The sequence below is a fragment of the Rhizobium sp. BK376 genome, from assembly GCF_004341625.1.
Classification (GTDB): Bacteria; Pseudomonadota; Alphaproteobacteria; order Rhizobiales; family Rhizobiaceae; genus Rhizobium.
Window position 1 is genome coordinate 77,555 of sequence record NZ_SLZG01000004.1, and the last position, 19,172, is coordinate 96,726.

Below are 19,172 nucleotides of genomic sequence, written 5' to 3' on the forward strand. Positions count from 1 at the left end.
TCTCAGGCTTCCAGAACGATATTGGCGGCGCTTTCCTTCAGCTCCACGCCGAAGGCGCGCTGGTAGTGCTCGGCGACCAGGGGACGCTCCAGCTCATCGCACTTGTTGAGGAAGGTGACGCGGAAGGCAAATGCAATATCGCCGAAGATTTCGGCATTCTCGGCCCAGGTGATGACGGTACGCGGGCTCATGACGGTCGACAGATCGCCGTTCATGAAGGCAGCGCGCGTCAGATCGGCGACACGGACCATCTTGGAGACGGTGTCGCGGCCGTTCTTGTCCTTGCCGAAGCTCTTCACCTTGGAGGCGACGATGTTCACTTCGTGATCATGCGGCAAATAGTTCAGCGTGGTCACGATCGACCAGCGGTCCATCTGCGCCTGGTTGATCTGCTGCGTGCCATGATAGAGGCCGGTCGTGTCGCCGAGGCCGATCGTGTTGGCCGTCGCAAACAGGCGGAAGGCTGGGTGAGGACGGATGACGCGGCTCTGGTCGAGCAGCGTCAGGCGGCCCGAGGATTCCAGCACGCGCTGGATGACGAACATCACGTCCGGGCGGCCGGCATCGTATTCGTCGAAGACGAGCGCGACATTGTGCTGGTAGGCCCAGGGCAGGATGCCGTCCTTGAATTCGGTGACCTGCAGACCGTCCTTGACGACGATCGCATCCTTGCCGACGAGGTCGATACGGCTGACATGGCTGTCGAGGTTGATACGCACGCAGGGCCAGTTGAGGCGGGCTGCGACCTGCTCGATATGCGAAGACTTGCCCGTGCCGTGGTAGCCGGAGATCATGACGCGGCGGTTATGGGCAAAACCGGCCAGGATGGCGAGCGTCGTCTCGCGGTCGAAAAGGTAATCCGGATCGAAATCCGGGACATAGGCATCGCCCTTGCTGTAGGCCGGAACGCGAATATCGGAATCGATCCCGAAGACTTCCCGTACCGAAACGGTGGTGTCGGGCAATTCGGAAATATCAAGGTCAATCTTGCTCATCATGTCTCCAAGGCGGATGATCGCCACCCGGCCGTATTGTCATATCCAGTTTCGCAACCGTATCCCGCAGGCGGTCGTCCGCCCGACCGGATACGTCGGGACGTTGGCGATTCTTCTCCGGGACTGAAGCGAAACCTCGATGCGGCCAAAAGCCGGACTGCCGAGCATTCTAAACAGTGTCCCGGACAAGAAACGCCACGTCCGGAAGGTCGGCTCGGGATCGAAAAGGCAAACGCACAAGGTTACCCCTCGGTTGCCTCGCAATCCTGACCGATCTGGACCATACCTCATCTAACCGGTAGAGCAAGGACGCCGTTCAGCAAAATCCGTTCTGCTTCAACAATTGGTATGCCTGGATGACCTCACGGAAGCGATCTTCCGAACCGCGGTCGCCGCCATTGGCGTCAGGATGATGCTTCTTCACCAGCTCTTTATAGCGTGTTTTAATGTCCTTGGCGGTTGCATTGGCGCCAAGGCCCATCGTGTCGAAGGCTTTCGCCTCGAGTGTCTTCAATTTGCGCGCCTGCGGCTCGAAGCGCGGCCCATTGCCACGCCCCTCGGCGACAAAGCCGAACGGATCGCGAATACGGGAATGCGAACCCGACCGGATGTCTGACTGCAGCGGGCTGTTGCGGGCAGCCTTGTTGACGCCAACGGTCCAGGTCGGCCGGTGACCGGTAATCGCTTCCTTCTGGTAACGGGCGATCTCGCCGTCCGAAAGGCCGGAAAAATAATTGTAGCCCTTGTTATATTCCTTCACGTGCTCGAAGCAGAAAAGGAAGAACTGGCCTTCCGCATTCCGTCCCACGGGCGCACGATGCACCCCTGGCTTGTCGCAGCCATCCCACTGACACGTCGGCGCGGCCTGCTCGGCTTCCGGCGCCCGCTTCCGGCGAGTGCGGAGGCGGTCGAAATATTTTGAATCAAGTCCCATGCCGCTAATTATGGGGCCGCGAGCGCTTCACAACAAGAATTGACAAATGGGAATGTTGCTGGCTTTGTGCCCGGTTTTCGCCAATGACAAAAACAACGAGAGTGCCGCCGATGACACTTCAATCCCGCATTGAGGAAAAACTCCGCAACGCCTTCGCGCCTGAACGCCTGGCCGTCATCAATGAAAGCCACATGCATGCCGGGCATCAGCCTGACATAACGGGCGAAGGCGAAACCCACATGCGGGTCAGGATCGTTTCGGCGAAATTCACCGGCATGCCAAGACTCGCACGCCATCGCGCGATCACCGAGCTTCTGAAGCCGGAACTCGACGCGGGGCTGCACGCGCTTGCGGTCGAACCGGCCGCACCGGGCGAGCAGACGCGCTGGTAGGCGCTACGTCGCCTTCGTCTCTTCCATATCGGCGGGACGAATGCGCAGCTTGGTGATTCGGTTCTTTTCCCGCTTCATGACGATGAAGCGCTTCCCATAGAAGGTGAAGGCCTGCCGTTCCTCGGGAATGGTCATGGATTCGTGAATGACGAGGCCGGCAATGGTGGTCGCCTCCTCATCCGGCAAATCCCAGTCGAGCGCGCGGTTGAGGTCGCGGATCGGTACCGTGCCGTCGACCACGATCGAGCCGTCCGCTTCCTGGCGCACACCCTGGATATCGAGATCGTGCTCGTCGGAAATATCGCCGACGATTTCCTCGAGGATATCCTCCAGCGTCACGATGCCCTGCACTTCGCCATATTCGTCGACCACGACGGCGAAATGCTGCTTGCGGCGCAGGAAGGCGTTGAGCTGGTCCTCGAGATTGGTGCTGTCAGGCACGAACCAGGGCTTCTGCGCGATCTTGACGATGTCGAGGTTTTCCGGCTCGACATTCGGCTCGGCCAACGCGCGCAACAGGTCCTTGGCATGTATCACGCCGATGATGTTGTCGATCGTGCCCCGCCAGAGCGGCATGCGCGTATAGGGGCTTTCGAGGATATTGCGCACCACCGCTTCAGGCGAATCGTCGGCATTGATGGCGCGCATGGCGGTGCGGTGGACCATGATGTCCGAGAGCTCAAGCTCGCCGAGATCGAGAACGCCGCCGAGCCGGTCGCGGTCGGCCTTGACGACAGATCCCTCGCGATGAAGCAGGTCGACGGCGCCGCGCAGCTCCTCGTGCGCGGAAAGCATCGACACTTCCTTGGAAAGGTTGATGCCGAAGAGACCGAGGATCCATCGCACGATGGCATTGACGAAGCTCGATATCGGCCCGACGACGGCAACGAAGAGATTGACCGTGCCTGCAACATTGAGGGCAAAGCGATCGGGCGTCGAGATCGCCCAGCTCTTCGGCAGCACTTCCGCAAATATGACGAGGATAACCGTCATCGCAAGGGTGGCGAGCGCCACGCCCGAATTGCCGAAGAGCCCGAGGAACAGGCTGGTCGCGATCGAAGACGACAGGATGTTGGCGAGGTTGTTGCCGATCAAGAGCGCGCCGATCAGCCGGTCGCGACGCTCGATCAATTTCCGGACAATGCTGGCCCGCTCGTCACCATTGGCTTCCAGCGTGTAGATGCGGCTCCGGGACGCGGCGGTCAACGCCGTCTCCGAACCTGAGAAAAAGGCAGACAGCAGCACCAGGATGACGATCGAAATGATCTCCGGCCAATATTCGATCAAAGCCGCAATTGTGCCTTCGAGCGTCATTTCGGATGTTTTTCCCTGAGAAAGCTGAGGACTTCGGAAGCAGGCACGCCATCGGCGACGAAGGACTGGCCGATGCCACGCGTCAGGATGAAGGTGAGCTTGCCGCTCTTGACCTTCTTGTCCTGCGCGATCGCGTCCATCAGCACTTCGGCGGGCGGCAGCGCGCCCGGTATCTGATCCATACGCGTCGGAAGACCGACCGCCTTCAGATGCGCCTCGACGCGACCGGCATCGTCCGGGCTCGCAAGATTAAGCCGGGCCGAGAATTGATGCGCCAGCACCATGCCGATCGAAACGCCTTCGCCATGCACCAGCCGGCTGCTGTCATAGGCGGTAGCGGCTTCCAGCGCGTGGCCGAACGTATGGCCGAGATTGAGTAGCGCCCGCGGCCCGGTCTCGCGCTCATCGGCAACGACCACATCCGCCTTTGCCTGGCAGCTTGCAGCAATCGCCTCGATGCGAGCGGCACCGCCGGCGAAAACCTGCTGCCAGTTCGCCTCCAGCCAGGCAAAGAACTCCGGCTTGTCGATCAAACCGTATTTGGCGACCTCGGCATATCCGGCACGGAATTCGCGCTCGCTCAATGTGTTCAGCACGTCGGTGTCGGCAAGCACCAGATCCGGCTGGTGGAATACACCGACAAGATTCTTGCCGTGACGCGTATTGATCCCGGTCTTGCCGCCGACGGAAGAGTCGACCTGTGAGAGCAACGATGTCGGGACCTGCACGAAACGGACGCCGCGTCGAACGATGCCGGCGGCAAAGCCGGCGAGATCGCCGATCACGCCGCCGCCGAGCGCGATGACGGCATCGTTGCGTTCGACGCGGGCTTCCAGAACCGCATCGCAGACCGTCATCAGGTGTTCGAAGCTCTTGGTCTTCTCGCCGGCCGGCAGAACAAGGCTCGACGCGGCAATCCCTGCTGCTTCTAGGCTCGCAACCAGTGCATCGAGATAAAGCGGCGCGACATTCTCGTCGGTCACGATTGCAGCCTTGCGCCCCTTCAGCCGTGCGGCGATTTCCCTACCTGCGCCTGCGATGAGGCCGGGGCCGATCAGGATATCGTAGGCCCGTTCGCCGAGCGGCACGTGAACGAGGCGCTCGGCAGAAGTGGAGGTGATCGCATTCATGGAACTAAGCTTTCCTGTTTCCCGGCGACGATGGCGGCAAGAACCTCCTTCGCCATCGCGTCCTTGTTCACGTCGCGCGACAGGACCGTGAGGTCGGCTTCCGCATAGATCGGATAGCGCGCGTTCATTAGATTTTCGAGGGTCTGTTTCGGGTTCTCGGTTTTCAGCAGCGGCCTTGTATCGCGCTTGTTGACCCGTTCCCAGAGAACATCGAGATCGGCCTTCAGCCAGATCGACAGGCCGCCGCGCTTGATGTGCCGGCGGGTTTGATCGTTGATGAAGGCACCGCCACCCGTCGACACCACGCGCGGGCCGCCTTTCAGCAACCGCTTCATGACCCGCGCCTCAAGGGCCCGGAATTCATCCTCCCCATAGGAGGCGAAAAGCTCGGAAATCGTCATCCGCGATACGCGCTCGATCTCGGCATCAGTATCGACGAAGGGGATGTTCAACTGGCCCGCGACAATCTTGCCGATCGAGGATTTGCCGGCGCCCATGAGGCCGACCAAAACGAGGTTGCGCTGGCCCAACGCACTCCGCGCCCTGTCTCTAAGGCTTTCGGCAAGGATCAGAACTGGTTCAGTCATAGGCCCATTCACAATTTGTTTGTAAACGGTATCGTCAAATGCACCGGTAGCGTCAAGTCGCCGCGGCATAAACTCGTCCGCAATATCCTTCGGATAAAGGTTGTTCGTAACTTATATTGTAATGTCCGAGCAACGACGAACCGAGGAGACTGCTGAATGCCCACCCTTTTCCGCTTCCTTATCATCTGCGCGGTAATCGCCGGATCGATCTATGGAGCGATGTGGGCGCTGGTTCTGCTGGTCGAGCCGCAACCGCGCGACGTGACCATTCGTATTCCTCCGGAACGTGTCAATCCTCCGCCAACCGGCGCGGTCAAGCCATGACGCGGGAAAGGACGCCATGAAAAATCTCGGGCGCGCCCATGTCGAAGCCTTTCTGGAGATGATGAGCGCCGAACGGGGTGCTGCGGTCAACACGCTGCAATCCTATGAACGCGACCTCGACGACCTCCACGGTTTTCTGGCGGAGCGCAGCGTCAGCATCACGGATGCCGGTTCGAGCGATCTCGGCGCCTATCTTTCCGGTCTGTCGAAACAGGGTTTCAAGCCCTCCTCGCAGGCAAGGCGGCTTTCCGCCATGCGGCAATTCTACAAGTTTCTCTACGCCGAAGGCCTGCGCACCGACGACCCCACCGGCATCATCGACGCGCCGAAGAAGGGTCGCGCCCTGCCGAAGACGATGGGTGTCGACGAGGTGACCCGCCTGCTGTCCCAGGCAGAGAAGGAAGCGGCCGAACCGGGAGCTCATCAGATGCAGCGGATGCGCATGCTGGCCCTGCTGGAGCTTCTCTATGCGACGGGCATGCGTGTCAGCGAGCTGGTTTGCCTGCCCGCCAAGGTGCTGGCGCAGGAAGGTCGCTTCCTCATGATCCGCGGCAAGGGCAACAAGGAGCGCCTCGTCCCCCTGTCCCAATCGGCAATTGCCGCACTCAAGGCCTATGGCCGGGCGAAGGAGGCCGAAAACGCCGCAGCCAAGGAACCGGTGCCCGACAGCCCCTGGCTTTTCCCGGCCGCATCAAAGGAAGGCCATCTGCCGAGGCAGGTCTTTGCCCGCGATCTTAAGGATCTTGCCATCCGTGCCGGCCTGACGCCCTCGATGATCTCTCCGCATGTTATGCGCCACGCCTTTGCCAGCCATCTTCTCGCAAATGGCGCCGACCTGCGCGTCGTGCAGGAACTGCTCGGCCATTCGGACATTTCGACAACACAAATCTACACGCATGTGTTGGAAGAACGCCTTCACCAACTTGTGCAATCGCATCACCCTCTTGCCAAACTGACCAAAAAACAGGATTAGGACCGGCAACAAAGGCGAAAGCGCAGATTTTCGCCGGCGCAAAAGGATCGGAAACGCACCTCATGCACAATTATCTCGATTTCGAAAAACCCATCTCGGATCTCGAGGGCAAGATTCACGAGTTGAAGAAGCTCGCCAGCGAAGACGAGAGCATCGACACGTCGGATGAAATTGGCAGGCTCGAAGTCCGTGTCCACGAAGCCATGGCCGATATCTATTCCAAGCTCAATGCCTGGCAGAAGACGCAGGTCGCGCGCCATCCGCAGCGACCGCATTTCATCGACTATTCGCAAGCCCTGTTCGAAGAATTCACGCCGCTGGCCGGCGACCGCAAGTTTTCCGAGGATGCTGCGATCCAGGCTGGCCTCGGCCGCTTTCGTGGCCAGCCCGTCGCCATCATCGGCCAGGAAAAGGGCAGCGACACCAAGACGCGCCTGAAGCACAATTTCGGCAGCGCCCGCCCCGAAGGCTATCGCAAGGCGATCCGAGTGCTTGAAATGGCCGATCGCTTCGGCCTGCCCGTCATCACGCTGGTGGACACGGCAGGCGCCTATCCCGGCGTCGGCGCCGAGGAACGCGGCCAGGCGGAAGCCATCGCCCGCTCGACGGAAATGTGCCTGAACGCCAAGGTTCCGATCATTTCCGTCGTCGTCGGCGAAGGCGGCTCCGGCGGCGCGATCGCGATTGCAACAGGCAACCGCGTCTATATGCTCGAACATTCGATCTACAGCGTCATCTCGCCGGAAGGCGCTGCCTCCATCCTGTGGCGCGATTCCACCCGCGCCCGCGAGGCTGCGACCAACATGAAGATCACGGCTGAAGACCTGAAATCGCTCGGCGTCATCGACGGTATCATTCCCGAACCGCTCGGCGGCGCGCATCGCGATCCCGCAACCGTCATCGCCGCAACCGGCGACGTGATCGCAACGGCACTCGGCGAACTGTCGGGCCGCACCGGCGAGCAGCTTCGCAACGATCGGCGCCAGAAATTCCTGAACATGGGCCGCAATCTCTAAGGGCTGCCGACGCCGACTGGCCCCCAGATATCTGGGCAAACTCGACGCTGAGCGACATTGAGGCCAAATCTTGGCCACATTAATGTTATCCATGGGCATTTCATCAAGAAATGCTTTTCAGTCCTGTTGCGTCGGCGGCAAAGGCTGATAAGGAATCGTAAAGTATAAACGGTCTATGATTCCGCTTTGCATGCAGTTGGGATCCAGAGCGGATCGAGCGACCGATCTTGTGTCTATGGGCTAATTCATAATGCGCATCCGTTACTTTGCCTACGTTTCGCTGATGGCGCTGGCTCTGGCTGGCTGCAACGATACGCTGGATTCAGCGAGCTACACGGACCTGTCCACGGTCAAGAACAAGGTCGAGCAGCCGCTTCCGGACCATATCGTCGCCGATATGGCCAAGAAGGGCATGGACCGTAATTCGCCGATCATGATCCGGATCTTCAAGGAAGAAGGTCTGATGGAGATCTGGAAGGCGAAGGCTGACAACCGCTTCGACAAGATTTCCGAATACCATATCTGCGCATGGTCGGGTCGCCTTGGCCCCAAGGTCAAGGAAGGCGACCGGCAGGCGCCGGAAGGCTTCTACAATCTGACGCCCGCCAACCTGAACCCGAACTCCAAATACTATCTCGCCATCAACACCGGCTTCCCGAACAAATACGATGCTGCGAACGGCCGGACGGGCGCGAACCTGATGATCCACGGCGCCTGCTCGTCCTCTGGCTGCTATTCCATGACCGACCAGGAAGTGCTGGAGATCTATGCTTTCGCCCGCGACGCCTTCAAGGGTGGCGAAAAGACGGTGCAGCTGCAGGCATTCCCCTTCCGCATGACGGCGGAAAACATGGTCCGCCATCGCCTCAGCCCGAACTATGATTTCTGGAAGATGCTGAAGGTCGGTTACGACAATTTCGAGGTGACCAAGCGTCCGCCCGAAGTCGACGTCTGCGAGAAGAAATATGTCTTCAACCAGCAGTCCGCGAATGGCGGCGGCTTCAACGCCAGCGGCAAGTGCCCCGCCGATATGTCGACGCCTCCGGCCCTTCAGGTCGCGCTTGCAAACTACGACAAGACCTACCAGGCCGACTACGACAAGTTCATCAAGAAATATGACGATACGGCCTGGTACGATCCGACCGAAGCCGAACGTAAGGCGGTCGTCGCCAAGCAACGCGCCGGCCATGATATCGCCTATGCCCCGACGGGTACCGCACTTGCCGCAGGCAAGATGATGAAGGTTGCCGATCTGGAAGACCTGATGGCCAAGCAGTCCGGCCAACTGGTTGCGAGCGGCGCGACTGTCGGAAGCTCGACCAACCCGAACATCAAGACCGGCCGCGTTGGCGCCCCGGCGTCGAACGCTCCGGCACAGGCTGGAGCCCCCATTGCGGTGGCTTCGACGACGCTGCCGACCGACGTGCCGATCCCGATGGAAAATCCGCTGGCCTATGCGGCAACGGCACCTGTTGAGACCGCACAGGCTCAGCCCTCGTCCAAGCCACCCTTCTGGAAATTCTGGGCACGCTGATGCCCGGCCTCGACTCCGAGGTCTATGATCTACGCGGGCTGAAATGCCCGCTGCCGGTGCTGAAGACACGAAAGCGCATGAAATCCATGCAGAGCGGCGCTGTGCTGGCGATCGAGACCAGCGATCCTCTTGCCGTCATCGACATCCCGCATTTCTGCAACGAGGACGGCCACTCGCTTCTCGAAAGCGAGAAGACGGAAAGCGGCCATCGCTTCCTGATCCGTAAGGGCTGAAGCAATTCCGGCAAAAGCCCGCAGCGGTTTTGCGTCCGGAATTGCGGCAAGATTCTAAATTTTTATCAGAATTTCATGCCGGGAACGGCGAGGGGATTGTCTTCCAATGCGGCCCTGTCAGGCATGTCGACGCGCGGCTTGCTGAGGAAAGCGTCGAACAGACCCTTCACGAAATTCTCCGGCAGGTCCTTGGTGATCAGGACCATGCGCGTGCGCCGATCCTCGGGGTTCGGCCATGCCGGCAGCCGCACGGGCGGATGAAAGATGTTCTGGACGCCATGCAGCACGACAGGCTTTTCCGGCCGGTCAGAAACGGCGACAATCGCTTTCATCCGCAGAAGTTTTTCGCCATGGGCCGATCGCAGAAGGTCGATGAACATCTCCAGCGCGACGGGGTTGATCGGCTGCTCCTCGATGATGGAGAAGGAACGGATCGAAGCGTCGTGGCGGTTGACGTCGTGATGGTGTTGGTGCCGGTGACCATGGTGATGATGATGCCGATGGCCGTGTGCGTGGTGGTCATGCGCGTGATGGTCATGGCCGCTGTGATCGTGCCCGTCATGACTGTGATGATGATCGTGATCATCATCCGCCATTTCGTCGTGCAGCCAGCGCCCGACATCGGCAATCTTGGTGCCGGGATCATAGAGCCCGTTGACCATGACCGCGGCCGTCCCGGCTTCCGGACTGTCGGCATCCATGATGTCGGCCCGAGGGTTCAGGGCACGCAGCCGAGCAACCAGCTGATCGGAGGGGGCGGCGCCAGCAAGCGTCGCCTTGGAAACGATGAGGCGATCGGCCACAGCCACCTGCTTGCGCGCCTCCTCGTGATTATCCAGCGTCTGCAGGCCGTTGACCGCATCGACGACAGTCACGATCCCGTCGAGATCGAAATTATTGGCAATGACGGGATTGCCCATGATCGCCTGCATGACCGGCGCCGGGTCGGCAAGACCCGTGGTTTCGATGACGATGCGCTTGATCGGCCGCAACCGGCCGGTCTGAATGCCGTCGATCAGCGTTGCCAGCGTATCCACCAGCTCGCCGCGCACCGTGCAGCACAGGCATCCGTCGGACAGCTCGATGATGGAATCGCCCGAGCTTTCGACCAGCAGGTGGTCGATGCCGACATCGCCGAACTCGTTGATGATCACGGCCGCTTCGTTCATGGCCGGATCCTTGAGTATCCGGTTCAGCAACGTCGATTTTCCCGCCCCCAGAAATCCGGTCAGGATGGCGACGGGGATCCTTTCCTGCAAACCGCTCATATCTCAGATCCGATCAGCGCGAGGGACGTGGCAGCGGAATGGGTACATCGGCCGTATCGCCAGACGCTGCGGTCGTATCGCCGGCGCTGCTGATCAGCACCCTGTGATCACCGGGCTTGTCGTCGCTCTGGGTCGCCACCGCCGTGTTGGCCGTCTGGCCGATCAGCCCGGCATAGACGAAATTCGGCTCATGCGTCATCTCGTGAATGTAGGGCGACTGAACCTTCATGCGCCCGGTCGGATCGCGCGTTTCGCTGCGTGCCTGGGCGCCCTTGGCGCTGCAGATATCGGCAGTGACATCGGCAACCTGATCCTGTCCCGGGCCATAAGGCTTCAGCGTCTGTAGCGTGTCGTTGCCGGAAAATGGCGTGGTGAAGCCCTTCTCAAGCAGGTTTGCGGCATCGTCTGCGCGCTCCGCAAGGCTGTTTGCGCCGAGGACGACGGCAACCAGCGTATGGCCGTTGCGCGTCGCCGAACCGATCTGGTTGAAGCCCGAGGCGCAGATGAAGCCGGTCTTCATGCCATCAGCCCCATCGAAACGGCCGATGAGGAGATTGATGTTCGGAACCTGCTTCACACCGTTGGTAAAGCCTTCAAGCGAGAAATAGCCGGCATATTGCGGAAAATCGCGGCGCAGAGCGACGCTGATGATCGCAAGGTCGCGCGCGGTCGAATACTGCCCCTTCTTCGGCAGGCCGTTCGGATTGACGAAATGCGACGTATTCATGCCAAGACGTGCGGCTTCGGCATTCATGCGCACGACGAAGGCATCTTCAGAGCCGCCAACCGTTTCGGCGATCGCCATGGCGAGATCGTTCGCCGATTTGACGAGCATCATCTTCAGCGCGTTGTCGAGGGTCATCTTGTCCCCCGGCTTCAGATACATCTTGGCCGGCGGCTGCGAGGCCGAATGCTTAGTCATGACGACGGGCGTATCGAGCGTGATCTGGCCGGCCTGGATGGCCCGGAACGTCGTATAGACCGTCATCAACTTGGTCAGCGAGGCGGGATACCATTTCCGAAAGGCTTCCTGATGCTCCAGCACGCGGCCGGTGGTCGCATCGACGAGCATATAGGGATTTGCAGCAGCATTCGACGCGGCCGACAGCAGGGCCGCGGAAAAACCGACGGCAAATGGGATAGCCCGCAGGGCGGCATAGATGCGATTCTGCTTCGTCGGCACGGTCTTTCCTTTGAGATGTCCGGAATGGTCTCGAAAGCTGCGCTTATTTAACCTATATGGCTATGCGATGGCAAAGGTGATTAATTAGTTTATTTCGACTGCCTCACAGCCTTGTGATAAGCCCACGAAGCCGACCATGTTAACCCGACGATATTATTGAGCAGGAAAGTTCAGCATGCCGATTTTGAACAGAGCCGCGGAACTCCAGGACGAAGTCACCGAATGGCGCCGCTTTATCCACTCACGGCCGGAGTTGCTGTTCGCAGTGGAAAACACCGCCGCCTTCGTGGCTGAGAAGCTGAAGGAGTTCGGTGTCGACGAAATCGTGACGGGCATTGGCCGCACCGGCGTCGTAGGCCTGATCCGCGGCAAGGGCGACGGACGCACCATCGGCCTGCGCGCCGATATGGACGCGCTGCCCATAACGGAAATATCCGGCAAGCCCTGGGCTTCCACGACGCCTGGCAAGATGCATGCCTGCGGCCACGACGGCCACACCGCCATGCTTCTGGGCGCTGCCAAATACCTGGCCGAGACGCGCAACTTCAACGGCAATATCGCAGTCATCTTCCAGCCTGCCGAAGAAGGCGGCGGCGGCGGCAACCTCATGGTCAAGGATGGCATGATGGAGCGCTTCCGCATCGAGGAAGTCTACGGCATGCACAATCTGCCGGGCCTGCCGGTCGGCCAGTTCGCGATCCGAAAAGGCGCGATCATGGCAGCAACCGATGAATTCACCATCACCATCAAGGGCCGCGGCGGCCATGCGGCAATGCCTCACATGGCGATCGACCCGATCGCCATCGGCGCGCAGGTCGTTGCCAACCTGCAGCTTATTGCATCGCGTACCGTCGATCCGCTTCGGTCGGTGGTCGTATCGGTTACCAAGTTCAATGCCGGCTTTGCCCACAACGTCATCCCGAACGAGGCGAGCCTCGCCGGCACCGTGCGCACGCTCGATGACGAAGTCCGCAACGTGGCCGAGCACCGCCTGCGCCAGATCGTGACCAGCCTTGCATCCGCTCACGGCGCTGAGGCGGAAATCCACTTTCACCGCAACTACCCTGTCACGTTCAACCACGCCGCCGAGACGGAGCACGCGGCAGCCGCAGCCCGCGTCATCGCCGGCGACCAGAACGTCAATGCCGAGGTCGATCCCCTGATGGGCGGCGAGGATTTCTCCTACATGCTGAACGCCCGCCCCGGCGCCTTCATCTTCATCGGCAACGGCGACAGCGCAAACCTGCACAACGCCGCCTACGACTTCAACGACGACGTCATTGCCCACGGCATCTCCTACTGGGTACGCCTCGCCGAGCAGCGCCTGGATTCCTGAAGCTTCCGGGCTCAGACATATTGTCATCGCAACGCAAAAGGGCTTGGCTTTAAGCCCTTGCTTTTGTATGGATGCGTCTGAGTGGTCCCGTAGCTCAGCAGGATAGAGCACCAGATTCCTAATCTGGGGGTCACGCGTTCGAATCGCGTCGGGATCACCATTTTATTTCGCGACATGCATATATCTTGGAGCGCCTCGCTAGATCGGCCGCGCGCGCCCGGCGGAGGCTCGCCGGAGTAATGCGCATGCAGTCATCTGCATGCTCCGCCAATCATCGCTATTTTACCGTTTTTCAAGATCACATCTGCGATAACCGACGGATCGGAGCAGTCTTGCTGTCTAAAGCGAAGCGAAGGAAGGACCTTTGCATCGAACTCGATCGCGGCCGCCAATCTGCAGTCATAATCCTGTTCCGAACATTGACTAGACGAAACGCCCAATCGCGTAGGAGGAGCTTGCATGACCGGAACTGGTGATTTGGATTCGACCGGCGAAATAGTCGACTTCGACGCGGGCGAAGGCGAAGCCGCCACCGTCGAGATGGGCGACTACACCAAAAGCCTGGCACAGGCCAAGGCGAAGTCGGTCAAGCTGATCGATGCGATCACCGGGGCGACGCTCAAGAAAAAGGACGCCATCCATTTCGACGACCTGCGCCCGTCCCTTGCGGAATTCGTGCGCCAGAAGCACCCCGGCATTCGCTCCGACGATTATCTGAGCCGCAAGGCAGTCGACGAATATCGCGGCCAGTACATCGCCGATTTGCTGAAGGATGAACGCGGCGAGCTTTCCAATCTCGAGGACGAGGTTGTCGAGAGCCTGAAGACGCATGACACGCTCGCCGAGAACATCGAAGAAGACTACGAGGATCACCGCTCGATCGGCGACCGCATGGCCGACATCGTCGCGAGCTTCGGCGGCAGCTGGACATTCATAATCTCGTTCTGCGTCTTCCTGACGGTGTGGATGAGCATCAACCTTGTCATGGGCGCGACAAGCGCCTTCGACGCCTATCCCTTTATCCTGCTGAACCTCATCCTTTCGACTATCGCCGCACTGCAGGCGCCGATCATCATGATGAGCCAGCGGCGCCAGGAAGCCAAGGATCGGCTGCGTGCGCTCAACGACTACAAGGTCAACCTGAAAGCGGAACTCGAAATCCGCCACCTTCATGAAAAGGTCGATCACCTTCTCAATCGCCAATGGGAACGGTTGACCGAAATCCAGCAGATTCAGATCGAAATGATGCTGGAACAGGCCAAGGCCGCCAACCGCGCCCTCAAGGTCAGCAGGGCCACCAAGGCAAAGACCAACTTGCTGAAGCGCCTGTCCGGGAGCAAGCCCAAGCCCACGGAGCCGGAAGGCTCGACTGAGTAGGGTTCTAGAATCAGCTATAGATTCGCGCCAAAACTGAAAGGAAGCCATGTCTTACGCGGGTCGTCCGATCGTTAGTCGTCCCCGACGCAACATCAGGTTCGTGATTGATCGCAAGCGACCGAACGTATTGAACAATACGGCTGAAAAGATAGTGACGACCGAAAAGATATTGGCGGCTTGAAACTGATTTCAACGCCAATGTTATTATCATAACAGAGCGTTTCATTCAAAATGAGACATAGTCTGATTTAAGCTGAATTACCCCGCCCATTAAATGACAATTTTCGAACATTATTATTGTCCGAAACATTGGAAAATTGGGGGCATACCTGTATGAACTCATCGCTTCGAAAGTTTGTTTTTCATGATCTGCAGACGATCGAAGGATATATTGATCCACCCGACGCGCTAGTCTTTCTGTCCCTTCTTCAGACGCAGAAGCAGGCCGGCCTGGAAGGGCCTATCGCCGAGATCGGCGTCTTCTATGGCCGTTCCTATTTCCTCTTCAAAAGGATCGGCGGTGATGCCGAAAAGATCGTTGCGATCGATCTCTTCGATATCGGCCAGACGGCCGACGGGATCTCTCCGCAATACGGCCGCTTTCTGGAAAACGGCCGCCGGCTGGGCATTCCCATTGAAGAAGACCTCATCATCAGGGGCGACAGCACCCGCCTTGCTGCGGCAGATATCACTGAAAAAGCCGGAAAGGTCCGCTTCTTCAGCATCGATGGCGGCCACGCTCTCTCGGACGTCGTCTCCGACAGCCGGCTTGCCATGCACAGCCTGGCCGACCACGGCATCATTGCCTTCGACGACACCTTCAATCCCGCCTGGCCGGAGGTAACCGTCGGCGTCGCCGACTTCCTGCGCGAACACGCAGATACATTTGCGGCTTTCTGCATGACGAAATACAAGACCTATGTCTGCCGCCGCGACTTTCACGACCTCTATTACAATGCGATTGCCGACGCCTCGGACCTGAACGCCTTCGAACAGACGGAAACGACCTTCCTGGACTCCAGGGTCATCCGTCTCCACAATCCGATCGGCCGCCGCATGCTCTACGAGCTGATGATCAGGACTGGAATGGGCGCCTATTCGGAGCGGGTTTATCGGTGACTGCGAGGACGACCCCTCGAATATTCATTTTCACGACTATTTGATAGAGGCTCCCAGAGCGTTCCCCCGCGACCTGGACTCCTTGTGAGATGGCACCCTTTCTGAGCTCGGCGATCCTTCGCAGGCGCGAAATGCCCTGCGGCTCCCTGTATTGGCGAAGTGAAGCCAGATCCCCGGCCGGCCAATTCACCTTCATGTAACTCCGGCCCATTAATGATACCGGAACTGTCCGAAATGGATACTCGATATCGGTTATCCGAGAGGGTATGCATGACGTTGAAATATCTTATGGCGCGAGAAGAGCAAATGATCTCGCATGCAACTTGCAGCTCTTCAAATTATGGATATGCAGAAAGAATAATTGCAGAGCGAAATATTTGTATCTTCCGGACGCTCTGCTATGAACACTACATTTTGCGGGCACATGGGTGAAAAACAGTAATGAATGAGATTTCAAATTTTCGTCAGCACGCAGTGAGAGCTTTATTCTGGTCTTTCTTTCAAAATTGGGGTGGTCGCGCCCTGGGAATGATTGTATTCGTCCTGCTGGCTCGCCTGGTTTCCCCGGCTGAATTCGGTATCGCTTCCTCTGCGTTCCTGCTGTTGAATTTGCTGATGCTGGTTTCAGAATTTGGCTTTGGTGACGCGCTCAATCAGCGCCCCGGCCTGGAAGCCGCAGACGTCAATGTCCCGTTCTTTCTGTCGATGGGAATGTCGATTGCCTTTGCATGCGTCGTCGCGTTGACCTCTCATGAAATCGCGCGGCAAATGGGTGTTGATGGCCTGGCGCCCTATCTCGTCGCAACCGCAGCCATTTGCCCGTTCCTGACATTGGCGAATTTTCAAGATGCGATGTATCGCAGGGCGATGATGTTTCGCCCGCTGGCGATGCGCACATTGGCAGGAATCGTGGCAGGGGGTGTCGTCGGCATCGTCATGGCGCTGCTCAACTTCGGCACCTGGGCGCTCATTGGACAATATGCAGCACAGGTATTGCTGAACGTTGCCTGGCTATGGTCGCGGCCTGTATGGCTTCCCAGCTTTACGCTACGCCGGCAATCGGGCCGACAACTATCAATTTTCGGCCTCAATATTGTCATTCAGCGACTGATTGATTTTGTAACGCTGCGAAGCGTGGATTTTATTATTCTTCTTGTGTATGGGCCGGCCTCGCTTGCATTGTTCACAGTCTCCTCACGTCTGAACCTGACTTTGCTGCAGCTGCTGCAGTCTGGTATTTCAGGCGTCGGGACGACGATGCTCTCAAAAATTGCTGACGACATTCCTCGGCTGCAACGGCTTTACGTACGAACCACGTCTATCTGTGCGCTATTTGGAACCCCCATATTCGTCGGACTTGCGGCGACCGCTCCAGAGGTCAATCGCATAATGTTTGGCGAACGCTGGGCTGGGGCCGAGCAAGTTATGTTGCCCATCCTTCTTGTTGGGGGTGTGTATTGTATCCTGTTCATCAATGGGTCTTATCTTGTTGCACTTGGAAAGCCGCAAACATTGCTGTGGACTATGGTATTGAAGGCAGCGTGCGTTCTTCCGCCGCTTTATTTCATTAGGATGAACAGCGTATCATCTACCGCAATTCTTTATTGCGTTACCCTGATCCTGGAAACTCCGTTTGTCTTCCATCTGACCCTAAGGGCGCTGTCGCTAAAATGGTCGTCACTGGCGCGTCCCGTGGGGCTTCCGTTACTTGCGTGTTTTTCCGCTTTTATACTTGTGTATTGGCTGCGTGAGTCTCAGGCGTTTCATTTTCAGAACGTATTCCTGAGCGGCATCGCCTATGGGGCCATCTATGCAGCGATATATTTGGGAGGCATTGCGCTTCTCGCATTCGACCTGGGCCGCACGAACATTTATTTCATTCGTAATGCGATCAAGAGATAAGGCTGAGAGAACATATGTCCTCCATCAACAAAGCCAAAATTGATGTCCTGATCCCGGCGTACAACGCTGAAACGACGATAGAATCCGCTTTGGCATCGATCCAGACACAAACGATCCAAGACATTCGCATCATTGTCGTAAACGATGGATCGACCGATCGCACCGGCGAAATCCTTGAGAAATTGAAATCGAAGGATTCGCGCATCGAAGTCATTACGACCGTCAACGGCGGTATCGTCGATGCTCTGAATCATGGGCTTCAGGCTTGCAGCGCGGACTACATAGCGCGTCACGACGCGGACGACATTGCATTCCCAAATCGCTTGGAGGTCCAGCTTCGATATCTGGAGGCCAATCCCGACTGTATAGCAGTCGGGTCAAACGTATCGCACATCGATGAGAATGGGAGACGCCTGGGTACTCGTTCGCTTCTCGGAGGAGATGTGAAGCCCGACGCAGATTGGGTGCCTTCCAGAGAACCATACCTGATCCATCCGTTCCTGATGGTCCGAACAGCGGCAGTTCAGCAGGTGGGCGGGTATCGCTACGTTTTTCATTCCGAAGATACCGACCTATACTGGCGCCTCCTCTCGCTAGGCAGACTACACAATCTTGAGAAGATACTTGGGGAATACCGGATACATAGCGGCAGCATTTCAAGCGCTTCGGCTCTCAATGGACGCATTGCTGCAGTGAGCGCGCAGTTGGCCGCCTTGTCGTTTCGACGACGCCGAAGCGGTCAGCCAGACATAACTTTTTCTAAAGATGCGCTCGCCATGTACAAGAATAAGGAGACGTTTCGCGAAATTTGCGACGCGGCCTCGACCCAGCTTGCTTTGTTCGCGGGCGATGTTTGCACCTATTTCCGGGGCTCAGCTTCCCCGGCAAACGCAACCCAAACACTCTTAACTCTTTGCTCCCTATCTCTACGGATTGACCAATGGAATTTCGCCACGCTAAGCGTTTGATATCATCCGAAACCAAGAAACGTGCATTGACCGGCCAGTACTCCGATACACTGTCGGAGAAGTACTTCGGGTTTGTTCGATTTTTCTTACTGAGTATCTTTACCGGTTTTGTTGGTGGCATCCTCGTCCTTATCTTCAAGAAGAGAAGATACCATCCATATGTTTTTTCGAAGGGCTCCACGCAGCCGATTGATGCCGACAAAATCTCTTTCTTATCGAAACGCACGAACTACGAGCTAGCTTCGGATGAAGTCCCGGAAATCCTCGTAAAGCCGAACAGCAGCAACTTTATCTTATTCACGAACCGCTGCATCTTTTACGAGTTGAATGTCACTGCAAAGGTTTTGGGCGCGGAAACCACCATTGGGCGGCTACCAATTTCCCATGCGAGTGAAATTTTGACGAAAAAGCATCTCACGTCCATTGAAGTGATGATGCAAAAGGAACTACTCGGCACCCTCTTCGACGGGGAGTCTCCAAGAATTATTCGATTGCTTCAGGAAATTTCGAAAGACGTTCGGGAATTTGGCTATGCTACCTAATGTAGGGGTAGTAATCGTGATCGGGACAGCGGCTTATTTCTTACC

At 58.0% G+C, this 19,172-nt stretch carries 19 protein-coding genes and 1 tRNA gene; 13 read left to right on the forward strand and 7 right to left on the reverse strand.

Annotated elements, in window-relative coordinates:
* Positions 1–2 precede the first annotated feature (2 nt).
* Positions 3–995, reverse strand: coding sequence for a cobaltochelatase subunit CobS (gene cobS, locus EV561_RS12410; protein ID WP_132521823.1), 993 nt, complete (start codon positions 993–995; stop codon positions 3–5).
* A gap of 316 nt (positions 996–1,311) precedes the next feature.
* Positions 1,312–1,929: a J domain-containing protein gene (locus tag EV561_RS12415; RefSeq protein WP_132521825.1), complete on the reverse strand. Its 618-nt coding sequence runs from the start codon at positions 1,927–1,929 to the stop codon at positions 1,312–1,314.
* A 110-nt stretch (positions 1,930–2,039) separates the two neighbouring features.
* On the opposite strand from EV561_RS12415, the gene EV561_RS12420 reads away from it, so the two are divergent.
* Positions 2,040–2,321: a BolA family protein gene (locus tag EV561_RS12420; RefSeq protein WP_132521827.1), complete on the forward strand. Its 282-nt coding sequence runs from the start codon at positions 2,040–2,042 to the stop codon at positions 2,319–2,321.
* 3 nt (positions 2,322–2,324) lie between these two features.
* Here the strand turns inward: EV561_RS12420 and EV561_RS12425 are convergent, their stop codons facing one another.
* The 3 genes from EV561_RS12425 to EV561_RS12435 are packed head-to-tail and all read right to left on the reverse strand — an operon-like array spanning position 2,325 to position 5,352.
* Complete coding sequence (locus tag EV561_RS12425) at positions 2,325–3,635, reverse strand: HlyC/CorC family transporter (RefSeq protein ID WP_132521829.1); 1,311 nt, start codon at positions 3,633–3,635, stop codon at positions 2,325–2,327.
* Positions 3,632–4,765 carry a 3-dehydroquinate synthase gene (gene aroB, locus EV561_RS12430; RefSeq protein ID WP_132521831.1) on the reverse strand — a complete coding sequence of 378 codons (1,134 nt, stop codon included), beginning with the start codon at positions 4,763–4,765 and terminating at the stop codon, positions 3,632–3,634. Before aroB ends, EV561_RS12425 begins: the two co-directional genes overlap by 4 nt.
* On the reverse strand, positions 4,762–5,352 hold the full coding sequence (locus tag EV561_RS12435; RefSeq protein ID WP_132521833.1) for a shikimate kinase: 591 nt from the start codon (positions 5,350–5,352) through the stop codon (positions 4,762–4,764). The genes aroB and EV561_RS12435 overlap by 4 nt, the downstream gene beginning before the upstream one ends.
* A gap of 156 nt (positions 5,353–5,508) precedes the next feature.
* Here EV561_RS12435 and EV561_RS37170 point away from each other — a divergent pair, with 156 nt between their 5' ends.
* The 5 genes from EV561_RS37170 to EV561_RS12455 all read left to right on the forward strand — a co-directional run bounded on the left by EV561_RS37170 (position 5,509) and on the right by EV561_RS12455 (position 9,432).
* Positions 5,509–5,676, forward strand: coding sequence for a hypothetical protein (locus EV561_RS37170; protein WP_165927797.1), 168 nt, complete (start codon positions 5,509–5,511; stop codon positions 5,674–5,676).
* Positions 5,677–5,692: 16 nt separating this feature from the next.
* A complete protein-coding gene (xerD, locus tag EV561_RS12440) occupies positions 5,693–6,649 on the forward strand; it encodes a site-specific tyrosine recombinase XerD (RefSeq protein WP_132521835.1) in 957 nt (318 codons plus the stop codon).
* Positions 6,650–6,711: 62 nt separating this feature from the next.
* Complete coding sequence (locus EV561_RS12445; RefSeq protein WP_132521837.1) at positions 6,712–7,665, forward strand: acetyl-CoA carboxylase carboxyltransferase subunit alpha; 954 nt, start codon at positions 6,712–6,714, stop codon at positions 7,663–7,665.
* Positions 7,666–7,915: 250 nt separating this feature from the next.
* Positions 7,916–9,199 (forward strand): murein L,D-transpeptidase family protein, encoded by a 1,284-nt coding sequence (locus EV561_RS12450; protein ID WP_132521839.1) that lies wholly within the window; start codon positions 7,916–7,918, stop codon positions 9,197–9,199.
* A complete protein-coding gene (locus EV561_RS12455) occupies positions 9,199–9,432 on the forward strand; it encodes a sulfurtransferase TusA family protein (RefSeq protein WP_132521841.1) in 234 nt (77 codons plus the stop codon). The genes EV561_RS12450 and EV561_RS12455 overlap by 1 nt, the downstream gene beginning before the upstream one ends.
* 65 nt (positions 9,433–9,497) lie before the next feature.
* Here EV561_RS12455 and EV561_RS12460 read toward each other — a convergent pair whose 3' ends face one another.
* Positions 9,498–10,700: a GTP-binding protein gene (locus EV561_RS12460; RefSeq protein ID WP_132521843.1), complete on the reverse strand. Its 1,203-nt coding sequence runs from the start codon at positions 10,698–10,700 to the stop codon at positions 9,498–9,500.
* A 13-nt stretch (positions 10,701–10,713) separates the two neighbouring features.
* Complete coding sequence (locus tag EV561_RS12465; RefSeq protein WP_132521845.1) at positions 10,714–11,883, reverse strand: D-alanyl-D-alanine carboxypeptidase family protein; 1,170 nt, start codon at positions 11,881–11,883, stop codon at positions 10,714–10,716.
* Positions 11,884–12,058: 175 nt separating this feature from the next.
* On the opposite strand from EV561_RS12465, the gene EV561_RS12470 reads away from it, so the two are divergent.
* The 7 genes from EV561_RS12470 (at position 12,059) to EV561_RS12500 (ending at position 19,127) form a co-directional block, all read left to right on the forward strand.
* Positions 12,059–13,219: a M20 aminoacylase family protein gene (locus EV561_RS12470; protein ID WP_132521847.1), complete on the forward strand. Its 1,161-nt coding sequence runs from the start codon at positions 12,059–12,061 to the stop codon at positions 13,217–13,219.
* 83 nt (positions 13,220–13,302) lie between these two features.
* Positions 13,303–13,379, forward strand: a tRNA-Arg gene (locus EV561_RS12475).
* 299 nt (positions 13,380–13,678) lie between these two features.
* Positions 13,679–14,596 carry a DUF1003 domain-containing protein gene (locus EV561_RS12480; RefSeq protein WP_132521849.1) on the forward strand — a complete coding sequence of 306 codons (918 nt, stop codon included), beginning with the start codon at positions 13,679–13,681 and terminating at the stop codon, positions 14,594–14,596.
* A gap of 333 nt (positions 14,597–14,929) precedes the next feature.
* Positions 14,930–15,715, forward strand: a complete 786-nt coding sequence (locus EV561_RS12485) for a class I SAM-dependent methyltransferase (protein WP_132521851.1) — start codon at positions 14,930–14,932, stop codon at positions 15,713–15,715.
* A gap of 441 nt (positions 15,716–16,156) precedes the next feature.
* On the forward strand, positions 16,157–17,617 hold the full coding sequence (locus EV561_RS12490) for an oligosaccharide flippase family protein (protein WP_132521853.1): 1,461 nt from the start codon (positions 16,157–16,159) through the stop codon (positions 17,615–17,617).
* Positions 17,618–17,631: 14 nt separating this feature from the next.
* The gene (locus EV561_RS12495; RefSeq protein ID WP_132521855.1) at positions 17,632–18,585 is read left to right on the forward strand and encodes a glycosyltransferase family 2 protein; all 954 of its coding nucleotides are present in this window, start codon (positions 17,632–17,634) and stop codon (positions 18,583–18,585) included.
* Positions 18,558–19,127: a hypothetical protein gene (locus tag EV561_RS12500; protein WP_132521857.1), complete on the forward strand. Its 570-nt coding sequence runs from the start codon at positions 18,558–18,560 to the stop codon at positions 19,125–19,127. The genes EV561_RS12495 and EV561_RS12500 overlap by 28 nt, the downstream gene beginning before the upstream one ends.
* Positions 19,128–19,172: the final 45 nt, after the last annotated feature.

Excerpts from the sequence above, each read along its gene's own strand:
- EV561_RS12495 (WP_132521855.1), top strand. The coding sequence starts at position 17,632 with ATGTCCTCCATCAACAAAGCCAAAATTGATGTCCTGATCCCGGCGTAC.
- cobS (WP_132521823.1), bottom strand. The coding sequence starts at position 995 with ATGAGCAAGATTGACCTTGATATTTCCGAATTGCCCGACACCACCGTT.
- EV561_RS12455 (WP_132521841.1), top strand. The coding sequence starts at position 9,199 with ATGCCCGGCCTCGACTCCGAGGTCTATGATCTACGCGGGCTGAAATGC.
- EV561_RS12415 (WP_132521825.1), bottom strand. The coding sequence starts at position 1,929 with ATGGGACTTGATTCAAAATATTTCGACCGCCTCCGCACTCGCCGGAAG.
- EV561_RS12470 (WP_132521847.1), top strand. The coding sequence starts at position 12,059 with ATGCCGATTTTGAACAGAGCCGCGGAACTCCAGGACGAAGTCACCGAA.
- xerD (WP_132521835.1), top strand. The coding sequence starts at position 5,693 with ATGAAAAATCTCGGGCGCGCCCATGTCGAAGCCTTTCTGGAGATGATG.
- EV561_RS12500 (WP_132521857.1), top strand. The coding sequence starts at position 18,558 with ATGGAATTTCGCCACGCTAAGCGTTTGATATCATCCGAAACCAAGAAA.
- EV561_RS12445 (WP_132521837.1), top strand. The coding sequence starts at position 6,712 with ATGCACAATTATCTCGATTTCGAAAAACCCATCTCGGATCTCGAGGGC.
- aroB (WP_132521831.1), bottom strand. The coding sequence starts at position 4,765 with ATGAATGCGATCACCTCCACTTCTGCCGAGCGCCTCGTTCACGTGCCG.
- EV561_RS12420 (WP_132521827.1), top strand. The coding sequence starts at position 2,040 with ATGACACTTCAATCCCGCATTGAGGAAAAACTCCGCAACGCCTTCGCG.
- EV561_RS12490 (WP_132521853.1), top strand. The coding sequence starts at position 16,157 with ATGAATGAGATTTCAAATTTTCGTCAGCACGCAGTGAGAGCTTTATTC.
- EV561_RS12480 (WP_132521849.1), top strand. The coding sequence starts at position 13,679 with ATGACCGGAACTGGTGATTTGGATTCGACCGGCGAAATAGTCGACTTC.
- EV561_RS12450 (WP_132521839.1), top strand. The coding sequence starts at position 7,916 with ATGCGCATCCGTTACTTTGCCTACGTTTCGCTGATGGCGCTGGCTCTG.
- EV561_RS12460 (WP_132521843.1), bottom strand. The coding sequence starts at position 10,700 with ATGAGCGGTTTGCAGGAAAGGATCCCCGTCGCCATCCTGACCGGATTT.
- EV561_RS12485 (WP_132521851.1), top strand. The coding sequence starts at position 14,930 with ATGAACTCATCGCTTCGAAAGTTTGTTTTTCATGATCTGCAGACGATC.
- EV561_RS37170 (WP_165927797.1), top strand. The coding sequence starts at position 5,509 with ATGCCCACCCTTTTCCGCTTCCTTATCATCTGCGCGGTAATCGCCGGA.
- EV561_RS12425 (WP_132521829.1), bottom strand. The coding sequence starts at position 3,635 with ATGACGCTCGAAGGCACAATTGCGGCTTTGATCGAATATTGGCCGGAG.
- EV561_RS12435 (WP_132521833.1), bottom strand. The coding sequence starts at position 5,352 with ATGACTGAACCAGTTCTGATCCTTGCCGAAAGCCTTAGAGACAGGGCG.